Origin of the sequence: uncultured Shewanella sp. (genome assembly GCF_947491715.1) — a bacterium.
Lineage (GTDB): Bacteria > Pseudomonadota > Gammaproteobacteria > Enterobacterales > Shewanellaceae > Shewanella.
Map to the genome: position 1 here is coordinate 1 of NZ_CANLKR010000011.1, position 26,565 is coordinate 26,565.

General features: G+C 40.5%; 11 protein-coding genes. 3 read left to right on the top strand and 8 right to left on the bottom strand.

Going from position 1 to position 26,565, the window contains the following annotated elements; translation table 11 throughout:
* The 4 genes from Q0779_RS09660 to nadE all read right to left on the bottom strand — a co-directional run.
* A partial coding sequence (locus tag Q0779_RS09660) for a hypothetical protein (protein WP_298772047.1) occupies positions 1 to 1,733 on the bottom strand: 1,733 nt, incomplete at its 3' end.
* Positions 1,734 to 2,217: 484 nt separating this feature from the next.
* A complete protein-coding gene (locus tag Q0779_RS09665; RefSeq protein WP_298772051.1) occupies positions 2,218 to 2,853 on the bottom strand; it encodes an NTP transferase domain-containing protein in 636 nt (211 codons plus the stop codon).
* 280 nt (positions 2,854 to 3,133) lie between these two features.
* Complete coding sequence (locus Q0779_RS09670) at positions 3,134 to 3,535, bottom strand: hypothetical protein (protein WP_298772053.1); 402 nt, start codon at positions 3,533 to 3,535, stop codon at positions 3,134 to 3,136.
* A 276-nt stretch (positions 3,536 to 3,811) separates the two neighbouring features.
* The gene (nadE, locus tag Q0779_RS09675; RefSeq protein ID WP_298772055.1) at positions 3,812 to 4,651 is read right to left on the bottom strand and encodes an ammonia-dependent NAD(+) synthetase; all 840 of its coding nucleotides are present in this window, start codon (positions 4,649 to 4,651) and stop codon (positions 3,812 to 3,814) included.
* Between the two features lie 249 nt (positions 4,652 to 4,900).
* On the opposite strand from nadE, the gene Q0779_RS09680 reads away from it, so the two are divergent.
* The 3 genes from Q0779_RS09680 to Q0779_RS09690 all read left to right on the top strand — a co-directional run bounded on the left by Q0779_RS09680 (position 4,901) and on the right by Q0779_RS09690 (position 6,977).
* Positions 4,901 to 5,737, top strand: a complete 837-nt coding sequence (locus Q0779_RS09680; RefSeq protein WP_298772059.1) for an AraC family transcriptional regulator — start codon at positions 4,901 to 4,903, stop codon at positions 5,735 to 5,737.
* Positions 5,738 to 5,857: 120 nt separating this feature from the next.
* Complete coding sequence (locus Q0779_RS09685) at positions 5,858 to 6,514, top strand: LysE family translocator (protein WP_298772060.1); 657 nt, start codon at positions 5,858 to 5,860, stop codon at positions 6,512 to 6,514.
* A 235-nt stretch (positions 6,515 to 6,749) separates the two neighbouring features.
* Positions 6,750 to 6,977 (top strand): hypothetical protein, encoded by a 228-nt coding sequence (locus Q0779_RS09690; RefSeq protein ID WP_298772061.1) that lies wholly within the window; start codon positions 6,750 to 6,752, stop codon positions 6,975 to 6,977.
* 40 nt (positions 6,978 to 7,017) lie between these two features.
* Here the strand turns inward: Q0779_RS09690 and Q0779_RS09695 are convergent, their stop codons facing one another.
* Genes Q0779_RS09695 through Q0779_RS09710 form a run of 4 tightly spaced genes read right to left on the bottom strand, consistent with a single transcriptional unit; the run spans position 7,018 to position 26,129 of the window.
* Positions 7,018 to 8,694 carry a PfaD family polyunsaturated fatty acid/polyketide biosynthesis protein gene (locus Q0779_RS09695; protein ID WP_298772062.1) on the bottom strand — a complete coding sequence of 559 codons (1,677 nt, stop codon included), beginning with the start codon at positions 8,692 to 8,694 and terminating at the stop codon, positions 7,018 to 7,020.
* A gap of 57 nt (positions 8,695 to 8,751) precedes the next feature.
* Positions 8,752 to 14,676, bottom strand: a complete 5,925-nt coding sequence (locus tag Q0779_RS09700) for a beta-ketoacyl synthase N-terminal-like domain-containing protein (RefSeq protein ID WP_298772064.1) — start codon at positions 14,674 to 14,676, stop codon at positions 8,752 to 8,754.
* Positions 14,677 to 14,720: 44 nt separating this feature from the next.
* Complete coding sequence (locus Q0779_RS09705) at positions 14,721 to 17,054, bottom strand: PfaB family protein (RefSeq protein WP_298772066.1); 2,334 nt, start codon at positions 17,052 to 17,054, stop codon at positions 14,721 to 14,723.
* A complete protein-coding gene (locus Q0779_RS09710) occupies positions 17,055 to 26,129 on the bottom strand; it encodes a type I polyketide synthase (RefSeq protein ID WP_298772068.1) in 9,075 nt (3,024 codons plus the stop codon).
* Positions 26,130 to 26,565: the final 436 nt, after the last annotated feature.

A 26,565-nucleotide genomic window follows, 5' to 3' on the forward strand; every position in this document is an offset into this window, starting at 1 on the left:
ACATCGCCACCAAAGGCCACTAATTCTGTCCCAGCTAATCCCAATCCTGCTACAACACTGGCTCCTGCCATCGCCGTCCCACCAACGACTACAGAACTCAAAGATTGCAAACTTCGTGAAGCAATAGAGCCAAGGTGACCAGCAACTTCAGCCAAAGAAACCAATCCATACTTATAAACAGATTTCAACGCAATTTCACCAGCCTGTTTCAAGCCTGATAATGCTAAGCTACATCCTTTTTTAAAATTGACCCAACCTTTATTAAGACTTGCTAACACAGATCCATTTTCTCTTTGAATAATATTATCCAAATGGGCCAAGGTTTCATTATATTCATTTTTGATTTGTGTTCTTTCATCTGCATATGACTGATTAATTGCTGATAAATTTAAACTATCACTGGATCTGTGCTCTGAGAAATAAGAGTGAATACGCCCCATATCCCCCTTTATATGAGAAACGCCTTTAATGCCATCGGCGACAGTTTTCCAACCTTGCCCTAAACCAGAGCCTAATGTTTGCCAAGCACCACCTTCACCATGAAAAGCCGTTTTTATTTGAGTAAAATCACTGCCCACATTTTTTAATTGCGTGATCCCACTACCAACCGCTGACCAGCCTTTTCCTAGGCTTGAGCCTAATGTTTGCCAAGCACCATCACTGTCTTTATCACCATGGAAAGCCGTTTTTATTTGAGTAAAGTCGCTACCAATATTTTGAACTTGTGTAATCCCACTACCTACCGCTGACCAGCCTTTTCCTAGACCTGAGCCTAATGTTTGCCAAGCACCATCATTTTCACCATCACCATGAAAAGCCGTTTTTATTTGAGTAAAATCACTGCCCACATTTTTTAATTGCGTGATCCCACTACCAACCGCTGACCAGCCTTTTCCTAGACCTGAGCCTAATATTTGCCAAGCACCATCATTTTCACCATCACCATGAAAAGCCGTTTTTATTTGAGTAAAATCACTGCCCACATTTTTAAACTGAGTGATCCCACTACCAACCGCAGACCAGCCTTTTCCTAGCCCTGAGCCTAATGTTTGCCAGGCACCATCACTGGTTTTATCACCATGAAAAGCCGTTTTTATTTGAGTAAAATCACTGCCCACATTTTTTAATTGCGTGATCCCACTACCAACCGCTGACCAGCCTTTTCCTAGCCCTGAGCCTAATGTTTGCCAAGCACCATCATTTTCACCATCACCATGAAAAGCCGTTTTTATTTGAGTAAAGTCACTACCAACATTTTTAAATTGCGTGATCCCACTACCGACCGCTGACCAACCTTGCCCTAAACCTGTGCCTAATTTTTGCCAAGCACCATCATTATCATTATCACCATGAAAGGCGGTTTTGATCGTGGAAAAGTCTTCAGGAATATGAGTCACACCAGCCATACCATTTTGTAAATGAGATAAGGCCTTCTTTGCAGTTTGATCAATATGTTGATGAGCCCCTCTAAACGCAGTACGTATGCCTGAATGCGTATCTTTCAATGAAGAAGATAATCTAGACTCTGTCGCTTCATCGCCAAAGTAAAAACGCTGAAAATTATCTGCATAAGTACCAAACCGAACTCGCTCATCATAAGCCTCAACTATTTTTTGAGCAGGTGTTGACTCAGGATGCAGCAGCTTAAAAGCTCTAACCTCATCCATGGTTTGAATTGATTTTGCGGCTAAGGGATCACTTAAAGCAGTTCTAATATCTGAAAACGTTGTCATTCTCAACACCCTTAAAATTTAGAGATAATTCGAAACGAAATGATAGTGGATCACTTGTCCACTATCAGTACATAGACTCATGATGAAGCATAAGACCTTTATCTAATACAAAGAAAAAGAGGGAATAACAAAATCTGGTCAAACCACGATTTAAAAAGAACCACTCACAAGCGCATTAACGGAAACTTAATCGATATAAATGTATAAACCAGAAGATAAATAAGGAATTTTGAGTTAAATATGATTTAATGTAAATAATCACTGAATACTTTAAATCATACGAAAATTTACAATGAAATTGTAATTGATAATACTGACTTAATATTTACAAGTCTCTGAATAAACCAAAGTCGCTAGCATATCTAAGTGCAATATTTAAAACTGAAGAAGTAACTTAGAGAATTAGCAAAAGCATTTTATCGTTCCAAAGAAATCAATAAAATATCAACAGATCCTAATGTACTTAATAATAACTGTTTTACTGTTATTTTTGATCCCAACGAGCCAGTTCCTCACGAGTATCAATATCCCATGCTGCGCAGTCCAATGGCAAAAGACTCAACCGATTTTGTGCTTGATGCGCCATTAACACTGGCTTGGCACCTCTATCACCATTGATCATAGAAAAATCAGCTAAATCGTCATCATTAAAAATGGCTGGCACCCCAGGTTCGTTTAAATACTTAGAGGCAACAGTTTGCTTATCTTGTAACCAAAGTAAAAGGAGCTGCTGATAATCTTCGACGTCAATAGCAACCTGATCCGCCAAAGTGATCATCAGACCCGATGCTTGCTGCTGTTGAGCATAATGGGCAGCACATTTCACTGAAGTGGATAATCCTTGGGCCCACTGGGTATTCACAAGATAATGTGCCGTATCTGGCAGTATAGATTGTAAAAGGGTGTGATGACCCCCCAGAATGACCAGTAGCTCTAGCTGAAGGTTAATCTTATCTTCAGCATTCACCCTATCGCTAAGCTGTTTGAGCTTTGCATAAGAGTCAAAAATAATGGCTTTTTGACTCGTTGGCAGTGTCGCTGCTAACTTGGCTCCCTTAAAACGGCGACTACCACCCGCAGCAAGCATAGCAATAATCAATTTTTTATGTTGTTTGGACACAGTCGTATTCACCTATACATTGCGACCAGCTAAAAAATGCATTTTAAACAACCTATATGTAAAAATAAATGACTATTTCTCACCACCTTATTTTTAATCAAGTTTAAGGACATCATTAAAAAATATCTAACAAATGACATGGCTTCAATAACTTATTTTATCAGCATTCTCATCCCACATGACGCCATCCCTTAACATAAAAAAACCGCATTTAAATCAATAATATGTAAATGCGGCTTTTATTATTTATCTTAAATTTGCTCAAATGGCTACTCGGTTATTAATAATTAACGCACAAACACATGAATAAATCAGAGCCTATTGTGTGTCCCCAAGAAGTGCCGGCGAAACAAGCTGCCACATCATCAAATTGAGAACCATAAATCCAATGTGAGCTAGGATCATTTTGTGGATCCATGATAATAGCAGGATCACGCGTGATCTTACACACATGGGCAACTTCATGTTTAGATACTATATCACTGGTTTTTTCATACTCGGCTCGAGTACCGACCCAAATCTCACATGCTCTAGGACAGGTCATTGCTTGTCCCTGATATACATTAGGATACCAACCCGCCTTATAAGCATTCATACTTAAATCTTGAATAGGATCGGCATGAGATGACACACTCAGCACAAGGGATAAGCTAATTAACAATGAATAAACGAATGTTTTCATGAGAAATATCCTTATTATTTACAATCCATTATTGAACGATATAATATTAGCCGATAAAAATAATTTCACCGAAGTGAAAAGTAAAAAACTTATAAAGCAAATAAATTATTTTTCAATAACTTATTTGTTTTTAACTGCTTATTCTTATTTATTTATAGCAAAAGAGTATGAGTGGAAAAACAGTATAAAAAAAGGAAATATTCTTAGTCATTAATTAATAACGCTCATTTAAGAGCGTTATTAATTAAATATCAATATGACATTTAAATATAATGACTAATCATATATCGTTGGAATAGCTTGACGTTTATGTTGCGTTGCTTTATAAATCGCAATCAGCTTATCACTGACAAAACTCGATACCTCTTTTCCTTCAAGAAAATCATCAATTTGATCATAGCTTAAACCTAATGCGACTTCATCTTCTAACTGTGGTTTATCACACTCTAGATCCGCTGTGGGTGCTTTAACCACTAATGTTTCAGGGGCATCTAAATAACGCGCAACTTGCCTCACTTGACGCTTATTGAGCCCAAATAATGGCGCTAAATCACAGGCGCCATCTCCCCATTTTGTATAAAAACCCGTTATGTTTTCAGCACTATGATCGGTTCCAACCACTAAACCACCTATCATGCCCGCGACCTGATATTGAGCAATCATACGCATTCTTGCTTTCACATTACCTTTCACGAAATCAGTATTGACACTGTCACAGGCAACATTCGCGTCTTCCATCCCTTTTAAAGCAGCCAAATGTAATTCATCAACGCCTTGGCCGATATTCACCGTCACTTGCTTTGATGGCTGAATAAATTGACAAGCGAGCTGCGCTTCACCCTCGTCGCGTTGAACTTTATAGGGCAAACGCACCGCAATAAACTGATATTCGCTTTGCTGACTCTCAGTATCAATTTCTTCATTCAGTTCATTAACCGCCAGTTGGCATAAACGCCCCGTTACTGATGAATCAACTCCACCACTGATCCCCAACACTAAAGAATAAAGGCTTGATTGCTTCAATTTAGCCTTAATAAAAGCGACACGCCTTTGTACTTCAAAAGCAGGATCAATAACCTTTAACACTTTCATTTCTCTTATGATCTGACCTTTCACTGAAGCTCCTATTGATACCAAGTATCTTTATTGTCAATAAATTTTAGCATTTAAAAAGTGATGAGATTATACCCTTGCAATCTAAAGATACCAATGATGAAACACAGGCACCTTTTTTGCTGCAATTATTTACTAGTCTGAAACTAGAACAAAGATTACTATAGTGCTATTCCTTCACGCCTTCTCGATATGTATCTTGGTAAACGATTACCAAAAAAATCAGATAAACGGGTCATCAAGAAACATCACATGCAACAAGATTATATTCATTATTGGCAGCATCCTAGCATTGCAGAAATGGCGGTCAGTCGAGCGCGATTCCAATATTTCACTTTTAACAAGCATGTACATTTGGACTATCACGTTGGACTCATCTCACAAGGTAGCCAACGTTACTCCCATAAAGGTCAAGAATATCATGTAGGCAATACAGTATTATCCACCCTTAATCCAGATGAAGTCCATGATGGTAAAAGCCATCAAGAGGAAGGTTATACCGCCAATGTCATGTCTTTTCCCATTCATTACATTCATCAAGTCGCACAAGAACTCAAACACAGCTCATGTTATTTTCAGCACCCCATATTACCTGATCCCCAATTATGCAACGCCTTTTTAAATTTACATCAATTATTAACGCAACAAGACCCCCATCATATTGACAGTCAGCTAATCAAAGAAACCACCACTATGGCATTTACGACGGAGTTAATCCAACGTCATTGTAAAAACAGTCAAGTCCGCTCAGAAAAGCAATTTGCCTTAAGTCCTAAGCAATTAAATGAGATTAAATCGCTCTTTCACAGCCAACTTTCTCACTCTTTTAAATTAGAAGAACTCGCCACTCAATTAAATTTAAGCCAATTTCAATTTCTCAGGCAATTTAAAACGGCAACGGGTATGACACCTCACGCCTATCTTAAATGCCTAAGACTAGAATATGCTAAAAAAGCCTTATTAAGAGGAGATAAATCCACTCACATCGCTCATGATATGGGATTTTTCGATCAAAGCCATTTCAATAAAACCTTTAAGGCCGCCTATTTAATAACGCCCAGTCATTTTCAACGCCACCTATATCCGTGAGAACGTACCGATAAAAACGAATGAATAATGACATCATTGCAATTTTTTACAATACCTTGATAGGGTTATGATTCAAAATTGGAGATATCAACAACTGCATAAAATGTAAAGAAGAACAATATGGATCTTGAATTACTCACGACATTGGCCATTATTCACAGCTTAGCATTAATGAGCCCTGGCCCGGATTTCGCCCTCACGGTCAAAATAGCCACTCAACAAACACGCCCTGTTGCACTGGCGACTTCATTTGGTATTTCAGCAGGAATTTTCATACTCACAAGTTTGAGTTTAACGGGAGTCAGTTTAGTCATACATAGCTCACTCGTGCTTTTTACTTTAGTACAGCTTATCGGTGCTGCCTATCTTGGCTGGATAGGCTCTCACGCATTAAAGGCCGCTTTTTCCAGTTTCTCAGCCCAGCGAGCCACTAAAAAGAATACAATATCGGGCCAAATTATCAGTCCGCTTCAAGGATTTCAACAAGGGTTGCTGACTAATTTACTTAACCCAAAAGCACTCATCTTTTTTATCACCATATTTTCGACTCTCATCACGCCAACCGTCAGTCTTAACACGCAACTTGCCAGTGTCATATTGCTTTTTGTCTTATCTCTTTTATGGTTTAGTCTTTTGAGTCTGTTTCTGTCTAAAGCCCATATTCAAACCAAACTTCAACGAATGACTCCTCTCATTAATCTCCTCACAGGCATGATTTTTATCGCTATTGCTTTAGGTATTATCTTTGAAGTGTTTCACTCCCTACTTTCGCGCTAAAGACGCGAAAAGACTGTCTCATTCTGGGTATATAATGCGATAAGCCATATCTAAAATTGTCCATTTCTATTTTAATTTCAAACAATTCAACTTATATACAGGCTGTAAAAGTTAATCTTGAAATGCAAAAGAGTGCATCAAAGGTTTTCACTTATTTTCTATTGAATAAGAAATAAGCGTCAATGGACCGATATTATCAGGCACTCTTTTTATAGACAATAAAGGAGCAACAGTAATGGATAATGCCCACACACATATCACTACGGATAAAGTCAATAATGTAGATCCCTCCGCAGCGAAGAAAACCACTATGAAACCCATAGTCAAAACACACATTGCCTTTTGGGTACCCCTTTATATTAATAGCCTACATTTTCTCTGCCATTTATTGGGTACTGAGCCCGATCCTGTCAAAAAACGCAAAATTATTGCAAAAGGGATCAGCTGGGAGCGAGTGCAATAACGCCCTCTTCACTTGAGGTCAAAGACCTCATTTATACTCTTTATGTCATCCTATTAATTGGTCGCCATCGTCTCAACTCCACAGGTAAGTTAATCCCTTGAGCAGTAATATGATTAATACGGTTCAAATACGCAGCCCCATAGAGTAAGTGTTTAGCGATATCAACCGCATGACGAGATTGGTAATCATCAAGATAACTGCCTTTAGCCCATTGGTTAAAGGCACCAAGAGCGGGGCCTGCCCAAATTTGATAATCCATTTCTCGGCCCGCCTCCCCGATATTGGACCATCGACTGGATAATCCCAAATACCAACGAAAAATAAGTGCCATTTTTCGTTTAGGTTGACTTCTCGCGCGTTCAAGGACTTTAGGATCACGTTCATTAAAAAAGTCAACCGTGCCCTTCCATACCTCATCTAAACTTCGCCTGAATATTTGCGTTTCTAACTTCTCTCGCTCCTCAGCAGGGATGGCTTCAATAGAATCATAGCGACTATATATATCGTATAATTTATTGGCCCTCATCGGGAAGAACGTCCCCCGTTTGACCACTTGTAATTTGACGCCCATTTCGAACATATCAGCAGCCGGAGCCATGGTCACGTCGGCCATTTCTGTCGTCGATAAAAGTGCTCGCGTATGTTGACTTGCCCCCGCTTCCACACAGGCTTGATTAATTGATCCTGTGACAATATAAGCCGCTCCCATATTAAACGCCGCGAGTGCCGCATCAGGCGTTCCAATTCCGCCACCAGCACCAACGCGTAATGGATTGCTATACTGAAATTCAGCTTGAATACTATCTCTAAGTGCCAGTAAAGTGGGCAACAAGGTGACCAATGGTCGGTTATCAGTATGGCCACCTGAATCCGCTTCTGCAGTAATATCATCAGCCATAGGCACTTTTTGAGCCAACATCATCTGCTGCTTGGTGATCAAACCTTCATTTACCAAATCTTGTAATAAGTTAACGGGAGCGGGCTGCATAAAATGCCGCGCCACTTCGGCGCGGCTTACTTTAGCTATCACTTTATTTTCAATACATATTTGTCCATCAGGTGTTTGACTTAATCCTGCCGCTCGATAATGCACAATTTGAGGCGTTAACCCTAAAAAAGCCGATGCTTCTACCGTCCGCACTTTATATTTTAAAAATAATCCAACACTGGCTTTTTCCATCGCAGGCTCACTTGGACTATGCAAGAGATTAAACGCATAAGGACCATTGGGTAAGGCTGCTTGTATTCGGATTATCGCCTGCTCCACACGTTCTTTTACCAATCCACCTGCGCCAAAAGAACATAAAATACCCGCTTCACCTAAGGCAATAACCAGTTCTTCTGATGAAATACCATTGGCCATAGAGCCTGCATAATAAGCATACTTCACACCATGGACACGTCTAAAATGACGATCCCCTAAACTTTGTGTCCCCAACGCAGGAGAGAATGCACTTGCAGGTAAATAGCTATGATGAGTAGAAACGGACTCATTATTCAACGCAGTATGCTTGTCAGGATCAAAATCATGGGGATCGATAACTGATGCTTTTTGACTTATGCCTAAGCCTTTATTGTTGTGATTAACCAAATAACATCCCAAAGTTAGATTTTTGAGCTGCTGAGACATTTCAGTCAAGTCAAAACTCACATCTGAGATATTTATTTGCCACGGCCATGGAGATAATGGTTGCTCACTGAGCTTCGTTTTTTCCATAGGTTAACACCTCATTTTATCAACATTTATCCACCGAATAGGCATAAAGTGATACGCTTATTCACTGGCTTCTTCAATACAAATGGCAATATTGTTGACCTCGTAGATCCGCAAACCATCTTTACTTAAATTCGCTTTACCAATGATCACTTTTTTCCCAAGTTCATGACGGATCTCAGTGATGTGAACATCTACTGACATATGCGTATTGAGCGGGTTTATTTGACCTCTGTATTTCCATTCAATTTCTGAGAGAATATGATTGATTTTAGGGTTGTTAAAATCTGCACCTAAGTTTTGATTAATCACATAAACTTGCATTAATTCAATAATGGCTTCGACGCCCAAAGATCCGGGCATAACAGGATCTTGATGAAAATGGCATTGAAAAAACCAATCACTAGGATCGATCGTTCGCTTTGCAAAAGCATAGCCCAAGCCATGACTTCCCCCCTGCTCGACGATGTCAACTTCATCAATAAAATGAAGTTGCCCGCCAGCCAACTTGAAATAAGGTTGTTCTTTGCTACCACAAAAATATCGACTGTTTTTATCGCCTAAATCAATATGGTGATCAGGCTGACGTTGCTGCTGATGATACCAAGATTGAGTGATCTGACCATTATCCAATCCCAATTGATGAGTTAATGCCCCTTGCGTAAAATAGCCAAAAGACGCTTCGCCCTCATAGAACACTTCATCATTACAACTCAATGAAAAAGTAAAACGCTGAATAATATTTTTTCCAGCCACCACCGTCGATAACAACACAGAGCGATTGACAATGGTTTTTCCCCGTAAATCCACTTCACGAAGCAAGCGCCCTTTACCATCAAGGTTACGAAAAAATAAATCCTCATCTGTGATCTGTAAAGTTGTGCCCATATAACCGGAAATAAAACCATTAGGCTGCAAGGATATTTCCATTAAAATCGAATAAGGTATTTTAGCCGGATGATTATTTTGTCTAAAAAACCATGCATCACTAGGCACTTCATATTCAGCAATACATGATGCCTCAGAATTAAAATCTCCCCGTATACCCTGTATATCAATAACTCTAGTCGTGAGTTGTAAATCACCACATGGGGTTCTAGGGGATATGCGATGGCGATACACTGCAAAGTCTTCTCCAAAACAATACTCTATATTGCCAGTTGCAAATTCAAACAAATGATAAGGCGTAAAAGGTAAGGTATCTGGTTCACGATTCGGATAATCAGGTATCACTGGTGCTGGTACATGTTTAAACGGAATAACACCTTTATTTTTATCCGCGCTTAAATCATTCACTTTCTGCATTAAAGGCGCATTATTATTAGATTCTTGTCGACCATTAGCTAATAACTGCAAATGCCCTTGATACCGCCTGCATTCTTCTTCTTCTTTTAGCACAACCCCCAAATCCCTAAAGTCCACCACGACTTTACCATTCAATAAAATATCAACATTCGCTTTCGCATAGGGCCTAGGACTCAACCCTAGTTCAGTAATTTCCATTTGATAAGTAAGTTGACCAAACTGTGGAATAACTTGACCTCGACACCTCACCTTTTGTGTGAGCTCAACCAAAGGTTGAAAACGGCCCGATTGTGTTAGCGTATGCATGCCTAAATACAGCATAAAAAACTGCAATAACTGACCACAACCTTCAGCCATAAGTGAACCTGCCATAACAGGATCATCTTTAAAATGACAAGGGAAATACCAATGATCTGGCGCTAAAGACTTATGGGCCTCAATAAACCCAAGCCCCCAAGCACCACCATTAATATCAACTCGACTAACAGATTCAATCATCAAAAACTGTCGAGATGTAAAACTCAATGACGTTTGCTTAAGCCCTTTAACAACATGACTTTCGCCAAAACACCCTGCTAAATTCGCTTCACTCAACTGAGACATATCATCCAAATTAAAAGACGTCTTTTCACAATGCAATAAAGGGGTAACCTTCTCTCGAACTTGCTTTAACGCTTGCTCTCTGGCAGCAATATCAGACTCTGTCTTAATCACACCTTTTCCATCAGCTAATTCCGCATCAGTAAAAAAGCCTGCACAACCATCATCCATTTTCAGGATCATGGTGTCATCGACAAAACACTCATAAGAAAAAAAGAACAACAAGGTGTCACCATTACGGGCAAAATGGTTAATTTTAATATCATAGCGTAAGGTGTCTCCAGCTCTGGGCAGATCGCCTAAAAAAGTCAAACTGCAATCCAACAATCGATAGACACGCTCACCTTTATTTTCAAAATCAATGCCTAAATAACTAATTAACATCAAATCACATTGACCCGATTCGACCGCAACAGCCCATAATATTTGCCCATCCAATAAGTAAGGTGCATCGATTGGAATATCATACTCAGTCGTCATCGAGCTAGGTTTAAATTCATGAATAGTGGCATCAAGTTTTGTTACCCTTGAGACAAGTAGATAATCTGTCGTAGGAAGGCGTACTCGGCGAGTATAAGTATCAATGATCGCATATTCAGGACCAAACACATTGGCAATATTGCCTTCTGCATATTCCTGTAAATCTTCAAAATTCCAAATACAGGCTTTTTCTGTTGATGACTCCTTCACTTGCAAAGAAGGCGCTTGTACAAACTGCTTATGCTCAACATTAATTTCCTCTAAATCATGCTCGCCCCCACAATATTTCAATTGCAACTCTTTGCCCCTTAGTAACAAAGCTTGCTCGCTAGTTGTCAAAAAAGCACTGTGCACATCTTGCATTGCATTACGTTGTGTTAAATAAGAGGGTAATACTGTCTGTAGATTGGTCCGCTGTTCTGTATTTAGAGTCGAAGTGCTGATCGTTTCTATCAAATCCATTTTTTCTCCCTCTTGCCTCATTGTGGCCATCTCATGTTCAGTGGCCACAATTCCCCTTTGATGTAACGCCATTAACTCAGAAAAACGAATAATCGACTTTTCCTGACAATTTTCTAATGACAGCTTTTCAGGTGGCACTATTGGGTGACAAGCAAACCATTCATTAAATTTCAATTGAATCGCCGCCTCTTCCTTAAGCTCATTATTTAAAAGAGTTTGAAAAATATCTTCCCCCCCTAATACCACTTCTTTTATTAATTTCACTACAGGTTTATTGGCGGTAGGGTGATCCTCTGACTTCAGCCCGGCTAAAACACGACTCTCAAGGGTTTGCTGCTGCTGTTTTGTTTGCCTGACTAACAGTAAGAACTGTTCATCTTCGCTAATCACATTCATTAACCCATTCACATAATCGCTATTTTGCTGCTCAACTGGAGTGGAACGAATATGCAACAATAAATGCAGTAGGCTTGCCATGCCAGCTGCCGCAAAGGTATGGCCCGCCCTATCACTCATTTTGGAGTATTGAGCCTGAGGAAATTGCAATTTTAAAGTCTCTAACTGGGCACTTAGTTGCTTAGCATTTAAACTTGGGGCTATACTCGATTCAACGCATGACACAGACACATCCTCTAACGTAACCGCATCAAAGTTAGGCTGCTTCTGTGCTTGTTGCTCATTAGCAACACACTCTGCTATTTCTGCATAAACTTGTTTCAACGCCGAATGATTTTGCGCTTGTAGTACAACCGCACCCGCTCCTTCTCCCACATTCCAATAAGAGGAAGTAGACGTTCCGACCGAGTCTTTAAACCCTTTAATAGCGTCATTAGGATCAATAGCCACAGGTTGAATATTACCCATGGTATACACTTTTTCGATACTGCCACTCAAATCAACGGCAGCAATAACCACCGCTTCGAGTGGGTCTTTATCATCGATTTGAGAAAGCCAGTTATGAGCAATATCAAGGCAACGTGAAACAGACTGCTCTGCGGCCGAAACGGTAAAAGCGGGGCCAGAAAAATTCCAAATTGAAGCCACACGAGAAGCCATTATGTTACCAATAAAACTCGTATACTGATTCAACTTAGCTGCGGGTAAAATACTGTCCATACTGATAGATTCTAATGCCTGATACTCTTCATTGGTCAGCGAAATGCCCTGGGCTTTTAAGCTTTGCTGCAATTGACTGTGAAGATTAACTCTTCCCCTAAACTGATGTAACTCTAATTCTGCTTCCATCGCGACCAATACAGCAACATGTTGGCCACTTTTAAGGCCTGCATCACGTATTGCTTCATCCGCCACTTTCATTAACAATAATTGCTGAGGGATCAACCTATCGTCTTCATTTGGGGGTAATTTAAAGTGTAAGAAATCTAATTGAAAGCGATCGATATAAGCACCTTTCGGCACCGCTTTAAGACCAAAGTCAGCCAAAATATCAGGATGCTTATCTATTCCTTTCCAGCGCTGTGTTGGTAAGGTAATAAAACCATCTTGTTTGTTTTGTATCGCACTATCAAGCGCATTAATATCGTCAAAAGGACCAAAATGAGCAGCGAGTCCTGTCACAACCAAAGGCTGTATTGAGCCTCTTTCACTAAGAGGCTTAACAGTTTGAACCTCCATTCCAGCTTGATTTGCTGAATCAATGGCAAACGGGTGACTTTCCTCTACTGGCACATGCTGAAATGAAGACAGAACCAAATGAGCATTACAGCCACCAAAGCCAAAAACAGACACCCCTGCATGTCTTCTATGCCCATTTTGTTTATCTTTTTTATCTGGCCAATCTATCACTTCATTAAAAAAGGAATGTTCAGCAAACAATCCACTAGGTGATGACATCACTTGTTCAATATTAATACTGGGAGGCAACTGACCCGTATTCATCGAATAAATCATTTTCATCATTCCAGGCATACCAGCAGCAGTGAGTAAATGGCCTAAATTTGACTTCACAGAACCGATTAACGGCGCAGGAGTGCCTTCTAACTTGTCACTGAAAAACTGCTCCATAGAAGTGAGTTCAACTTTATCCCCTAGAGGCGTACCCGTCGCGTGACACTCAACCACTTCCACTTCTTTTGGTTCAATACCACTCGTACAGTATGCACGCTCATAAGCTTTCACTTGCCCTTTACTATTTGGACTTAAAACAAACTGCCCTTTTCCATCATTAGATAATCCCACCCCGTCTACGACAGCATAAATGTGATCATGTGACTCAATGGCATCATTGAGCCTTTTCAAAACCAGCACACCTGCACCTTCTCCCGCAAATAATCCTTGGCTACGCTGATCGAAAGGCACTGATACATCATTATCTGGATAAGCATGAAAAATTGAAAAACCCATATTGATCACAAAGGGATCGGCCCCAGACACCGCCGCAGCAAGCATCACATCGGCTTTTTGTTGATTAAGATAATCACACGCCAACTTTAGGGAATAAACGGAACTGGCACAGGCCGCATCTAAGTTAAAATGCACGCCACCTAACCCTAAGGCTTTTGCCACTAGTTGAGCATAGTTACAGGGCGTTGAATATTGAAAGTCCTTAGGACCCATCTGAAAAGATTTAGCTAAGGCTAAACTTTGTTCTTTCGGTAATGTAAAGCGCGTCTTCAATGCTTTTTCAACGACACGATTGTATAAAGGCAAAAACAGTTTATTCGATTGTCTCGTTGGAAATGATAATGCGCCCATCACCACCCCAACTCTTGCTAATGTATCAGGGGATAGAACAATTCCGGCATCACTTAGCGCTTTGCGACTTGTATCCAAAACCCATTGAACACTGGTATCAACGTCTTGTAATTGCGCTTCAGACAGTTGATAACCACTAGGATCAAAATTAAATTGCCTAATATAACTCCCTTTGCTGCAATAAAAACGATCGCTTTGTCCTTGTTCTCCTTTGTAATCATCAACATTAGCACCCAGTTCCCGCTCAGAAATCGAAGAGCGTACATCTTTTCGATGCAATAAGTTTTGCCAAAATGTCTCTACATTGTGAGCTTCTGGGTACAAGGCCGCCAATCCCACGATCGCAATTTTATTGCCTTTATTCACATCACCTTGCAATGAAGTCTGTGATTGATATGCTGCTTTTTTATTGTGAAATGACATGAACGGCTCCCAATTTAGCAATAATTTATTGGCTAAAAATCGATTTACTGTTGTTTTACTAACGGTTTATCTATATCGGGTATCTCAAGTGACCTAATGGTTTTATTCTCAATTAACCCATTCAGCCCCTTTTGCAATACAGTCAAACTTAAAGGCACTCTATGACTAATCAGCTGAGCAATGACATCGAGTAGTCCCTTAACTTCATCCACCGAACGACTGTTAACAGCCATAGCATCACATTGACTATCAACCCTGTCTGCTTGGTTAATACGATTAATCAAAATGGTATTTTGTTTATCGGCACCCACTTCAAGAAATAAATTCGCCCCAAGTCGCCTAGCATTTTTAACATACTTTGGAAAGTCAAGAGGGTAACACAGGTTATCGGCAACCGACTTTGCAATTTTCTTACCACAAAAAGGACTGTGTTTGTAATGAATACCTTCCTCTAATTGTGAACTGATAAAGGTAATTTGAGTAGGATCAATGGCATTATTGACTGTCACAGTTAGTGCACGATCTGCATGCTCATTTAAGCGAGGTTTTTGGGAGAAGTCATTTAAAGGACGTAAATAAAAATCATAGGTTTCTTGGTGCACTAACATCGCAGGTCCAGTATGCATAGCAGACACGCCTGAACTGGTAATCGCTCTTGTTCCTAATGCGTTAATCAATGCCTTACAGCTTTGCTCACAACCAGAGATAATACAGGTTTCACCTTGATTAATTGCTAAGTACACACGAGGATAATCTCCAATCAATGCATTAATCTCTGTCGCGGGTTTTCTTAGTAAATAACTCCCCCAGCACACTTTATCGTCATGCAGATCATCCTTAATCATCACGCTTTCATGATTGGCAATATCGACCTCTACCGCTTGACTAAATTGTCCTTCATGTTTCAAGCCCCATGCTTTTCTAACCGCATGTAAACTGCCTGAAACCATTGATGAAAATAGCCCTGTCGTAAAAGTATCTTCAACCATATCATAAGGGTTTTTCCATACCCCTAAACACGCCCACATTGACACTTCTCCCATGGAATATCCCATGGCAAAGTTAGGCGTTAATTGAAACTCTTCCGTTAATAGCTTGGTCCATAAATAACTGCTTCCAACACCAGAGATGGCTTGCTCAGCTAAGCTCATCCCTTTCTCATCCGCACTGCTTTGACGAATACTGATGAGCTTGTCAAATGGGGTCTCTTTACTCTTTTCCTCAAACGAGAGATCGGTTAACTCTATATCTTGATAGATTTTTTCCGATTGTAATATATCTCTTAAATCCCCTTCATCTTCTAACTTTTTATATAAATTAGGAAAGTACTCATGTAACTGACTCAACATTTTGTCAAAAACAGTCCCTACTCCGGGGTAAACAAATGTTAAACCCGCTCCAGTTAATGGCGCAGCAAAAAAACAACTACCACTGGGTGTTCGATAGCGCTCTTTCGTCGCTATGATTTTAGGTATCGCATTAAATATATTATCGATTTCTTTCTTAAGCGCATTAATCGATGTGGCTTGCAATACCACAGAAAAAGTCGAAGTCAGTCCATTTTCAACATAATTGCGCAAACTTTTTGCCATTAAGGTTAATACGCACACATCAGCAACCGATAACGATTGCATTAATCTCACTAATGCTTGCTGTAATTCGCTGGGATTATTACCATTAAAAATAAAAAATAATTGCTCAGAATGGATTAAAGATCGCGCAGGGGCCTGATAGGTTCCTTGGGTTAAAATGAGGCAAGATTGATACAGCGCAGCAGAAGACGCATCTATGTGTCTCTTCGTTTCATTAAAGTTCATCGCCACCATTCTAGGTTTAAAAGGCGCTCTAAACCAAAAATGAGATTGGGTATCTGTGGCTAATGTTCTTCTCATTAAATTGATGACCCATCGACAGAAATAATCACATTTTCGTTCACTATTCAAATCATCATAAGACACACTTTTTATATCGCTGTGATTACTTTTCCCTCTTACTTGTGAAATGGCTTGCTTTTCTAAAGCCTGTTTATTCTCGCCATCGTGTATCATTTGCCATTGGAAAGCTGATAATAAAGCATGTGGATGCAACTTCAAATTCGCAGCTCTTAATGCAGGTAACATCACCAGCGTATAATTTGGCATAATGAGTTTAACATCATCACCTTGAGAAGCCGCTTGAATAGCAGAACTTAAATCTCTTTCAAAAACATTAACCCGCTGAGTTTGAAGGACTAAAGATTTCAGACCTGCCTCTTGTTGAGGCAGCCTCTCCCTCTGTGCATTTAAAGTTGAATTGGCTTGAATAAAAAGTGCAATACGCAATGCGCTTTGTGATGGTTTTAACCTTGCTTCATTCCTGTTCTTGACATCCATATCCATTCATCCTCTTTGAATTTGTGATGAAGGAGAGAATGTGGCCTCACTCGATTTTAAATAATTTTGCGTCTCTACAAGTGTCTCGTTCGTTATTAAGCGATTAGATAAGAAAGCCTCATTTAAACTCTCACTGATTGTCACTACAGCCCCTTTCATCACCGCACTTAAATCACCATTTTGATGGTACAGAGACACATTCGCTTTCAACTGGTTTGAACAATGCTCTACCACTTCAAGTTGTAAAATGCCTTTTTCACCTTGTAATAAAGGTTTATAAGTGCAAAATTCTCCAATACTGGTCGGTAAACTCGCCGCTTCATATTTAAACCTAGCCCAAACAAGCATGGCTTGTAATAACAAATCTTCAGCAAAAGGCTGGCAACCTCCCCATTGCTCACAAGGAACAAAGTAACCACAATCGCGAGAACTCACTTGCGGCAACTGGCATAGTGCTATTAACGATGTATCATCAATTTCCTGAATCGCCGTGATCCCTTGCAAACGAGGGCCATGGAATAACGCTCCCTGTTGATAAAGAGACATAACATCTTTCGTTTTATCCTTCTCCCCCCCTAATGCTAATCCGCTCTGCTCCATCAACGAAGAGACCTCTTCACCTACCTTTACAATCTTCACTATAAGGCGTGCACTCGATTGGGGTTTATCATTACAGTAGAGATCTGCTTTTAACGTTTGTTGATGAGATGTTCCTTCTCCCTCTGGCGTCAAGGTTAATTTCAATACCTGATCTTCAAATAAGTCAAAAATAACGCCTTTTAAAAGCTGATAATCCTCAACATTCACCTGTACATGATGGGCATCATCAAAGGCTAACCCACATGATAAAAGAGCGGCTTCACGCATCCATTGAATAGCAAAAACAGCGGGTAATACTGGATTTCCCCCAATACAATGGTCAAGCACAACCGGTAAGGATTCCAAATTAAGTCGACGTGTTAAAATCACTGACTTGCTAAGCGGTTTTATTGACACATTATGTTCAGTGTTTAGGTGAGCTTGTACTGTACTGGATTGAGACAGTTCAGCATTTTGATATTGATCATGACTTTGATTTTGAACTGAGTGCTCCTTAACTGCTGTCGGTTTAATTGTGGGTGTTTTCGGTTTTCCTTGCATGCTACTACCCACAACCAGCTGAACATGATTTGAACTGAAAAGCTGACGTGCAAAAAGCTCAGCCCCTGAATCAAGTGGAATAACATCGACACCTCTTTCAACAAACATTTTCCTTAAATCAGCATTGACCATACCGCCATCCCAAGGTCCCCAGTCAAAGCTCATCACTTTTGTTTGAGGAAGAGAAGTCGATAATTGCAATGCCATTTTATTTAAAATTTCATTTGCCACTGCATAATCACTTTGTCCCTGATTACCATAAAAAGCGGCTGCAGAGGAAAAGAGTGCTAATACCTTTAATTGATTAATATCAATGACATTAAAAATTGAGGCTAATCCTTTTACTTTAGTATCATAAACTCTATCGAATTCGTCTAAACTTTTATTCTGAATGTAATTATCCGCCAGCACCCCTGCACCGTGAATAACCCCTGTGATAATGCCATTAGTTTCAGGCGTTGAAGATTGATTCTCATCCACTAAGCTATGGTGAGATAATGTTGCTTTAACGGACTGAGGATCCGTAACATCCATGCTGACATACTCAGCACTGGCTCCAACATCCTTGAACGCCTGTAATGCTAAATCAATTTCTAGTCCATTTTGTATCGGCTCAATCAGATGGGTAATTTGTTTTGGCGTGATTTTTTCAGCTTGAGTTTTCATAAACGCAATCGCAGCGGATTGCAGCTCATCTAACCCTTTATTTTCTGACCAATGAGGCCTATCGGTTAAAGCCAGATATTCACTGCGTCCGGCGAGGATAAAATGTGCTTGTGTTTTCTTCGCCAGTGCTAATGCACAAGCTTTTGTCACACCTTTAGCACCACCAGTGACTAAAATAGTATCCTTTGAATCAATACCAATAGGTTGACTGGTCCGCTTCTCAACCTTAACCGCAGCATTTTTATCTAAAGATGAATTAAGTACCAAATTAAAACGACCTGATGTTGTCACTCCCACTTCATGACAACCTAAATCGTTATCGCATAGTTCAAGCAAAACTGCTTCAGCAACTCTATGAGCATCCATATTAGGTGCTATATCTACAGTACGACAAAAGACATTCGACCATTCATGGTTCAACGTTTTGGTTAATCCAGAAAGCCCGCCTTGGTTTAATTCTAAACACTGGCCCTCAGAATTACTTTTCAATCCAAACCCACCATCCATGCGACTCACTGTCACAAAGCAATGTCTAAAATCACCATGTTCCTTTGTTAATTCAGGCTGTAATAATTTTGCCCACAAAAAAACCTGCTTCAGTTGATACAAACTCTTTTGATCTAAGCTCGATAAACTGAATCCTAATAAGGATCCCATTTCATTTTCTGCATGCTGAACAGCAGGGTGTAAATAAATAAAACCAGCTATGTAATGATAAGAATGAGCAATATGAGCGAGCGTATCTTTAAATCCTATTTCATCTTGGCTTTTAGGTTGAAAGCTTTCAACTTCTGCACTCAGCGGCGATTGTGGCTCTCCTTCCGGTAAACGGATCACAGCAACTTGTCGATGCTGCAATCGCAACTTTTCAGCTAAAGCGCCTGCATTATGGCCATCATCAACAATGATTATGCAAGCATTTTGAGGATAATCATTCAGCTTTTGATTAACTAAAGATGGAAGCGCCGCTAATACAACCTCACTATGACTGGGTAACTCTATATCACTCATATCGTTTGATGATAAAGGCATAGTGCCTACCGACATCACTTGTGCTTCAATATTTAGAGGCTTGGCATTCACTTCACCCACCTCTAAATTCCCCTCCTGACATTGACAACTTTGTTGCACTCTCAAATAACTGACTATATCTCCTAACGTCCGGCACTCTGCCATTTCCTCGGGACTCAATTCTGGTAGCGATGTCGCTTGAGTTTGCACTGTCCCTAAGATTTCAACACGCTTAATGGAGTCAATGCCTAAATCCGCTTCCATGTCCATATCAAGGGCGAGCATTTCAGCGGGATAACCGGTCTTTTCTGCCACCACTTGCAGCATCAATACCTGTAAGTCCTGCTCAACAGTCTCATCCTTAGGTGCATCTGTACTGACCGCCACAGGATCCGTGTCAAGAGTACTTTGCTTCGCATCATGAATAGCCTCTACAGCCGATGCCATTGAAACTGTATCAGTCACAGTATCATCTTGAGTTGAGCGCTGTTCATGACTGCCTTGCTCAGATACTTGTTCTGATACTTGTTCTGATACTTGTTCTGATAGCTGGGCATTAAGATAACTGACAATATCCCCTAAAGTCCGGCACTCTGCCATTTCCTCGGGACTTAGTTCTGGTAGCGATGTCGCTTGGGTTTGCACTGTCCCTAAGATTTCAACACGCTTGATGGAGTCAATGCCTAAATCCGCTTCCATGTCCATATCAAGGGCGAGCATTTCAGCGGGATAACCGGTCTTTTCTGCCACCACTTGCAGCATCAATACCTGTAAGTCCTGCTCAACAGTCTCATCCTTAGGTGCATCTGTACTGACCGCCACAGGATCCGTGTCAAGAGTACTTTGCTTCGCATCATGAATAGCCTCTACAGCCGATGCCATTGAAACTGTATCAGTCACAGTATCAATCACGGTATTAATCACAGTATCATCTTGAGTTGAGCGCTGTTCATGACTGCCTTGCTCAGATACTTGTTCTGATAGCTGGGCATTAAGATAACTGACAATATCCCCTAAAGTCCGGCACTCTGCCATTTCCTCGGGGCTTAGTTCTGGTAGCGATGTCGCTTGGGTTTGCACTGTCCCTAAGATTTCAACACGCTTAATGGAGTCAATGCCTAAATCCGCTTCCATGTCCATATCAAGGGCGAGCATTTCAGCGGGATAACCGGTCTTTTCTGCCACCACTTGCAACATCAAGCCCTGTAAGTCCTGCTCAACAGTCTCAGCCTTTGGTGCATCAGTACTGACTGCCACAGGATCCGTGTCAAGAGTGCTTTGCTTCGCATCATTGATAGCCTCTACAGCCGATGCCATTGAAACAGTATCAGTCACAGTATCAATCACGGTATTAATCACAGTATCATCTTGAATTGAGCGCTGTTCATGACTGCTTGGCTCAAGTACTTGCTCAGATACTTGTTCTGATACTTGTTCAGAGACTTGTTCTGATAGCTGAGCATTGAGATAACTGACTATATCTCCTAACGTCCGGCACTCTGCCATTTCCTCGGGACTCAATTCTGGTAGCGATGTCGCTTGAGTTTGCACTGTCCCTAAGATTTCAACACGCTTGATGGAGTCAATGCCTAAATCCGCTTCCATGTCCATATCAAGGGCGAGCATTTCAGCGGGATAACCGGTCTTTTCTGCCACCACTTGCAGCATCAAGGCCTGCAAGTCCTGCTCAACAGTCTCATCCTTAGGTGCAGCTGTACTGACAGCTACAGGATCCGTGTCAAGAGTGCTTTGCTTCTCATCATTAATAGCCTCAACAACCGATTCCATTGAAACAGTATCAGTCACAGTATTAATCACAGTATCATCTTGAGTGGAGCGCTGTTCATGACTGCCTGGCTCAGGTACTTGTTCAGATATTTGTTCTGATACTTGTTCTGATAGCTGGGCATTGAGATAGCTGACAATATCCCCTAAAGTACGGCACTCAGCCATTTCCTCAGGACTCAGCTCTGGTAGCGATGTCGCTTGGGTTTGCACTGTCCCTAAGATTTCAACACGCTTGATGGAGTCAATGCCTAAATCCGCTTCCATGTCCATATCAAGGGCGAGCATTTCAGCAGGATAACCGGTCTTTTCTGCCACCACTTGCAGCATCAAGGCCTGTAAGTCCTGCTCAACCGCCTCAGCCTTAGGTGCATCTGTACTGACCGCTACAGGATCCGCTTTTGAAGTGCATTGCTTCGCATCATTAATAGCCTCAACAGCCGATGCCATTGAAACAGTATCAGTCACAGTATCGTCTTGGGTTGAGCACTGTTCATGACTGTCTGGCTCAGGTACTTGTTCAGAGACTTGTTCTGATACTTGTTCTGATAGCTGAGCATTGAGATAACTGACAATATCCCCTAAGGTGCGGCACTCAGCCATTTCCTCAGGACTCAGCTCTGGTAGCGATGTCGCTTGGGTTTGCACTGTCCCTAAGATTTCAACACGCTTAATGGAGTCAATGCCTAAATCCGCTTCCATGTCCATATCAAGGGCGAGCATTTCAGTCGGATAACCGGTTTTTTCTGCCACCACTTGCAACATCAACACTTCAAGCTCATTACTCATATTAACGTTAACCGCTTGCTCTTGAAGATGTTCGGTGTTGGCCTCCGCTATAATTTGGTTATCAACTTCACCATCCACTTTATTTAATTCTATTTTTTCTGTTACCTCTGACGATATACCTTCTTGTACTAACATCGAAGGTTGGAGTAATTGACGATGTGTTTGTTCTTGAAGAGGCTCAGTGTTATTCGCTGATATAATTTGGTTGTCAACTTCACCACCCACTTTATTTAAGTCTATTTTTTCTGTTACCTCTGACGATATACCTTCTTGTACTAACATCGAAGGTTGGTGTAATTGACGATGTGTTTGTTCTTGTAATGCTAAATATTGCTCATGCTGTTTCAAGGTATTGGCATGTTCTTGATGGTAATTGTCTAAGCTTTTTTGTAATTCTGGTGAGATCTTCTCCCCTTTTTCACTTAACGCATTCTGCTCCGCCATTAACTGAGTGACCGTCTCATTATATTGTTTAGGTATGGTAATAAAGGCCTTATGGATCGCTAACATTTGCTCCTGAGCTAATAATAACGCCTCAATATTTTGTGTATCTTGAGCCTGTGACTCAGGTTCTATACTGGCTTCAATATTGTGTTCGCTAACAGTGCTCGATGACGACTGAGCTAACTCTTTTTCCGCATTGGGCTTAGGCACATTTTCAACATCAGCAGCAACATTATTATCAGAAACATCTTCTTTAATTTCACTAGGATCCACTGAAAAAGAGACTTTTCCTGTCTGTAAAGATTGCATCATCTTTTCTTGGGTCGCTTGACTAATATGATTTGTTGCCGTTAATTTGATGTGCATAGGGGTCAATTTCTCTGCCGTTCGTTTGGGCAGCTGATAAGGATCTAATTCGATGATTGGCAGACCTGCAACAGCCATATTCACCGCCGCAGATCTTAATTGAGTATCACTGTTTCCCTTAGGATCCCCGTTCATACTAATAAAGCAAACATCTTCAGCTTTATCGGCTAATGTTTCTTTGACTAATTTTTGAAGAATGTTTTTAGGGCCGAACTCAACAAATATACGCGCACCAGCCTCATACATGTTCGATATTTGTTGACTAAAATGAACCGGTTGAAGCATATGCATCTTAAAGCTATTTTTAATATGCTCTCCCTCGTTAACATATTGCTCACCCGAAACATTACTGTAAATGGGTTTTTCAGGAGATGAAAAGGCAACTTTATCAATAGCCCGACCAAATGGCTCCTGAGCATGACTCACTAATTGAGTATGAAAAGCCGCTGAAACAGGCAAGCTGATAATACTAAAACCTAATGCCTTTAGAGCCTGACTGGCTTTTTCAACACCATCACTTGACCCGGCGATCACAACTTGAGTGGGAGAATTATAATTGGCAATACTGACACCCTCAAAATCGGCTAAGCAGGATTCAAGTTGCGCTAAAGACAACCCCGCTTTGACAACCACAGCCCTCATCACACCTTTATCTTCAAGACCTTCAGTATCACGAGCTTTACTTGCCATTGCCTCGCCACGAGCATAAGTTAACTGATAATAATCTGTTTGATTAATCACTCCTGCCGCACACAATGCCGTCAACTCACCAAAACTATGACCAGCAAACATATCAGCTTCAAAACCTGCAGCTTGCATCAATTCATATTGACCTAAAGAAAGTGCACCAATTGCACTTTGTGCATTGAGTGTATTGGTTAAACTCTTTTCTTGCTGTTTCACTTCTGATAGCTCAAAAACAGGCTTAGGGTAGACTTGCTCAGATAAAAGAGGTTTTCCCTGTTGATGAAACACCTTATCGGCATGAGAGAAATGCGTTCTGATCTCTGGAAAGTGGCAAGCCAATTCACGTCCCATATTTAAATACTGACTCCCTTGTCCCGCAAATAAAGCAGCAACCTTCTTCCTGTTATCGCCTGCGTTGACTAAAGCATGAGAGCGATACTGCATCCCTCCCATCCCTTGCCAATTATCCGCTTCATTATTCTTAAACATGCTTAAGGCTTGAGTCATCGCGGAGTTAAGTTCAGCGCTATTTTTTGCCACAAATCCCAAACGCGGTAAGCTATTATCTAATTCCCTTAAACCATGAGTCACAGCGATATCATCAAAAGCTTGGCTGTTTTCCTGACAAACTTGTTGAGTTTCTTCTAACAACTGAATGAGCTTTTCTTTTGTTGTTTGACTAAATAAGAAAGTCGCAGAAACATGACGACAACGGTATTGAGTGTGTGATTGTTGGCGTTGATGTTCAGCAGAATATTCCTCTAAAACAAAATGGAAATTTGTACCACCAAACCCAAAAGAACTAATACCCGCTCGACGTGGAATAGTCTCATCTTTACGAAACCAAGGACGCGTTTCTGTATTCAGGTAAAAAGGGGATGCAGAAATATTCAGTTTTGGATTAGGTTGAGAAACATTGATAGTGGCAGGCAAGACTTTATGATGTAAAGCTAATGCGGCTTTCATCAACCCCGCCGTTCCCGCCGTTGATTTTGTATGCCCAATCTGAGATTTGACCGATCCGAGAGCAATATGCTGTGACTCTTCAGAATATTCTTCAAAAACACTTTTTAATCCTTCAAACTCAGCAACATCACCAGCAGCCGTCCCCGTGCCATGTGCTTCGACCAATCCCACGCTATGAGGAGGAATACCAGCATCATCATAAGCACGCTTTAACGCCAGAGCTTGTCCTTCTGAACGAGGAGCATAGATACTTTTGAATTTTCCATCTGATGAAGACCCCATGCCCTTTATCACTGCGTATATTCGATTATCATCCCTTTGTGCATCCTTGAGGCGTTTCAAGGCAACCATACCAATACCTTCGCCTATCATCATGCCTTTAGATTCAATATCAAAAGGCTGGATCACCTCCTGAGTCGTAAAGGCAGGTGTTTTAGAAAAACTCATATACATAGAAGGCGAATTATCAGTACACACTCCACCTGTTATCATCATTTCACTTCTGCCATCGACCAATTCACTGATTGCCATTCTCATCGCGGCTAACGAACCAGCGCAGGCAGCATCAACAACGCAGTTCATTCCACCTAAATTAAACCGATTAGCAATGCGGCCCGCAATAACATTCCCTAATGACCCCGGAAAGGAATTTTCTTCCCAATGAATATACTGATCTTGAAACTTCTTGATCAGCATCTCACTGTCATTATCACTTATCCCACTGTGTTTAAACACTTTTCTAAGAAGAGGATATTGCAAACGCGCTGTTAAACTATGAACAATTTTTTGTCCTCCACCGACACCAAGCGCAATACCGATATGCTCCCGACTATCTTCATCATGAATTTGAGCATCCGCTAGTAATTCTTTCGCAACGAGTAAAGAAAGAAGTTGAGACGTATCGGTTAATTCTAAAATATTAGGGGGTAAGCCAAACTCCATGGGATTAAAATCAACTTCAGGTAAAAAACCCCCTCGCTTGCAATAACTTTTATCAGGTCTTTTTTGGTTTAAATCAAAGTAATCATCAACATTCCAATGAGTATTAGGGACATCAGTAATAGCATTAACTTTGTCACTGATCAGGTCCCAAAACTCTTCTAAATAACGAGCATGTGGGAATAAATTAGCCATTCCCACAATGGCGATAGGCGAATCTTTTAAACGTTTATTTAATCGAGGGTCATCCAAATCAAGAGATTGCTTTATATCATTATTCAATTTCATTACTACTCTCCAATCATCACTGACAACTTAATAGTTAGATGGGCTAACCAAATGAATTAAAACACATTTTTAAACTTCGCCTAACGTTAAAATACATGGATATAAGAAGCAAAATGCTTTCTATATCTTTATCGATTAAACAATCCGAGCGAGGAGACAGAGATAACTATACGTCAACACAAATTAATAACTACTGTGAAACCTTTCTTTAATACTTAAAATCATACTTAGCTAATACTTTCACTAATACTAGTGAAGAAAAACAGCCATTAATTGAATAGCAAGTAATACTAAATAACTAGTATTGATAATTATTCTATTGATTGATAATGAAAATAATATGATGAGATAGATAAAGAAAAAACAATGATGTTAAGACGTAACAAAACAAAACCTTGGAGAAAGGAAGAAAAGAGTATGTATACACCTATTACTT

Coding starts and splice junctions, on each gene's coding strand:
- Q0779_RS09695 (WP_298772062.1), bottom strand. CDS start 8,694: ATGGAAAAAACGAAGCTCAGTGAGCAACCATTATCTCCATGGCCGTGG.
- Q0779_RS09685 (WP_298772060.1), top strand. CDS start 5,858: ATGGATCTTGAATTACTCACGACATTGGCCATTATTCACAGCTTAGCA.
- Q0779_RS09670 (WP_298772053.1), bottom strand. CDS start 3,535: ATGAAAACATTCGTTTATTCATTGTTAATTAGCTTATCCCTTGTGCTG.
- Q0779_RS09700 (WP_298772064.1), bottom strand. CDS start 14,676: ATGTCATTTCACAATAAAAAAGCAGCATATCAATCACAGACTTCATTG.
- Q0779_RS09690 (WP_298772061.1), top strand. CDS start 6,750: ATGGATAATGCCCACACACATATCACTACGGATAAAGTCAATAATGTA.
- Q0779_RS09680 (WP_298772059.1), top strand. CDS start 4,901: ATGCAACAAGATTATATTCATTATTGGCAGCATCCTAGCATTGCAGAA.
- Q0779_RS09705 (WP_298772066.1), bottom strand. CDS start 17,054: ATGGATATGGATGTCAAGAACAGGAATGAAGCAAGGTTAAAACCATCA.
- Q0779_RS09710 (WP_298772068.1), bottom strand. CDS start 26,129: ATGAAATTGAATAATGATATAAAGCAATCTCTTGATTTGGATGACCCT.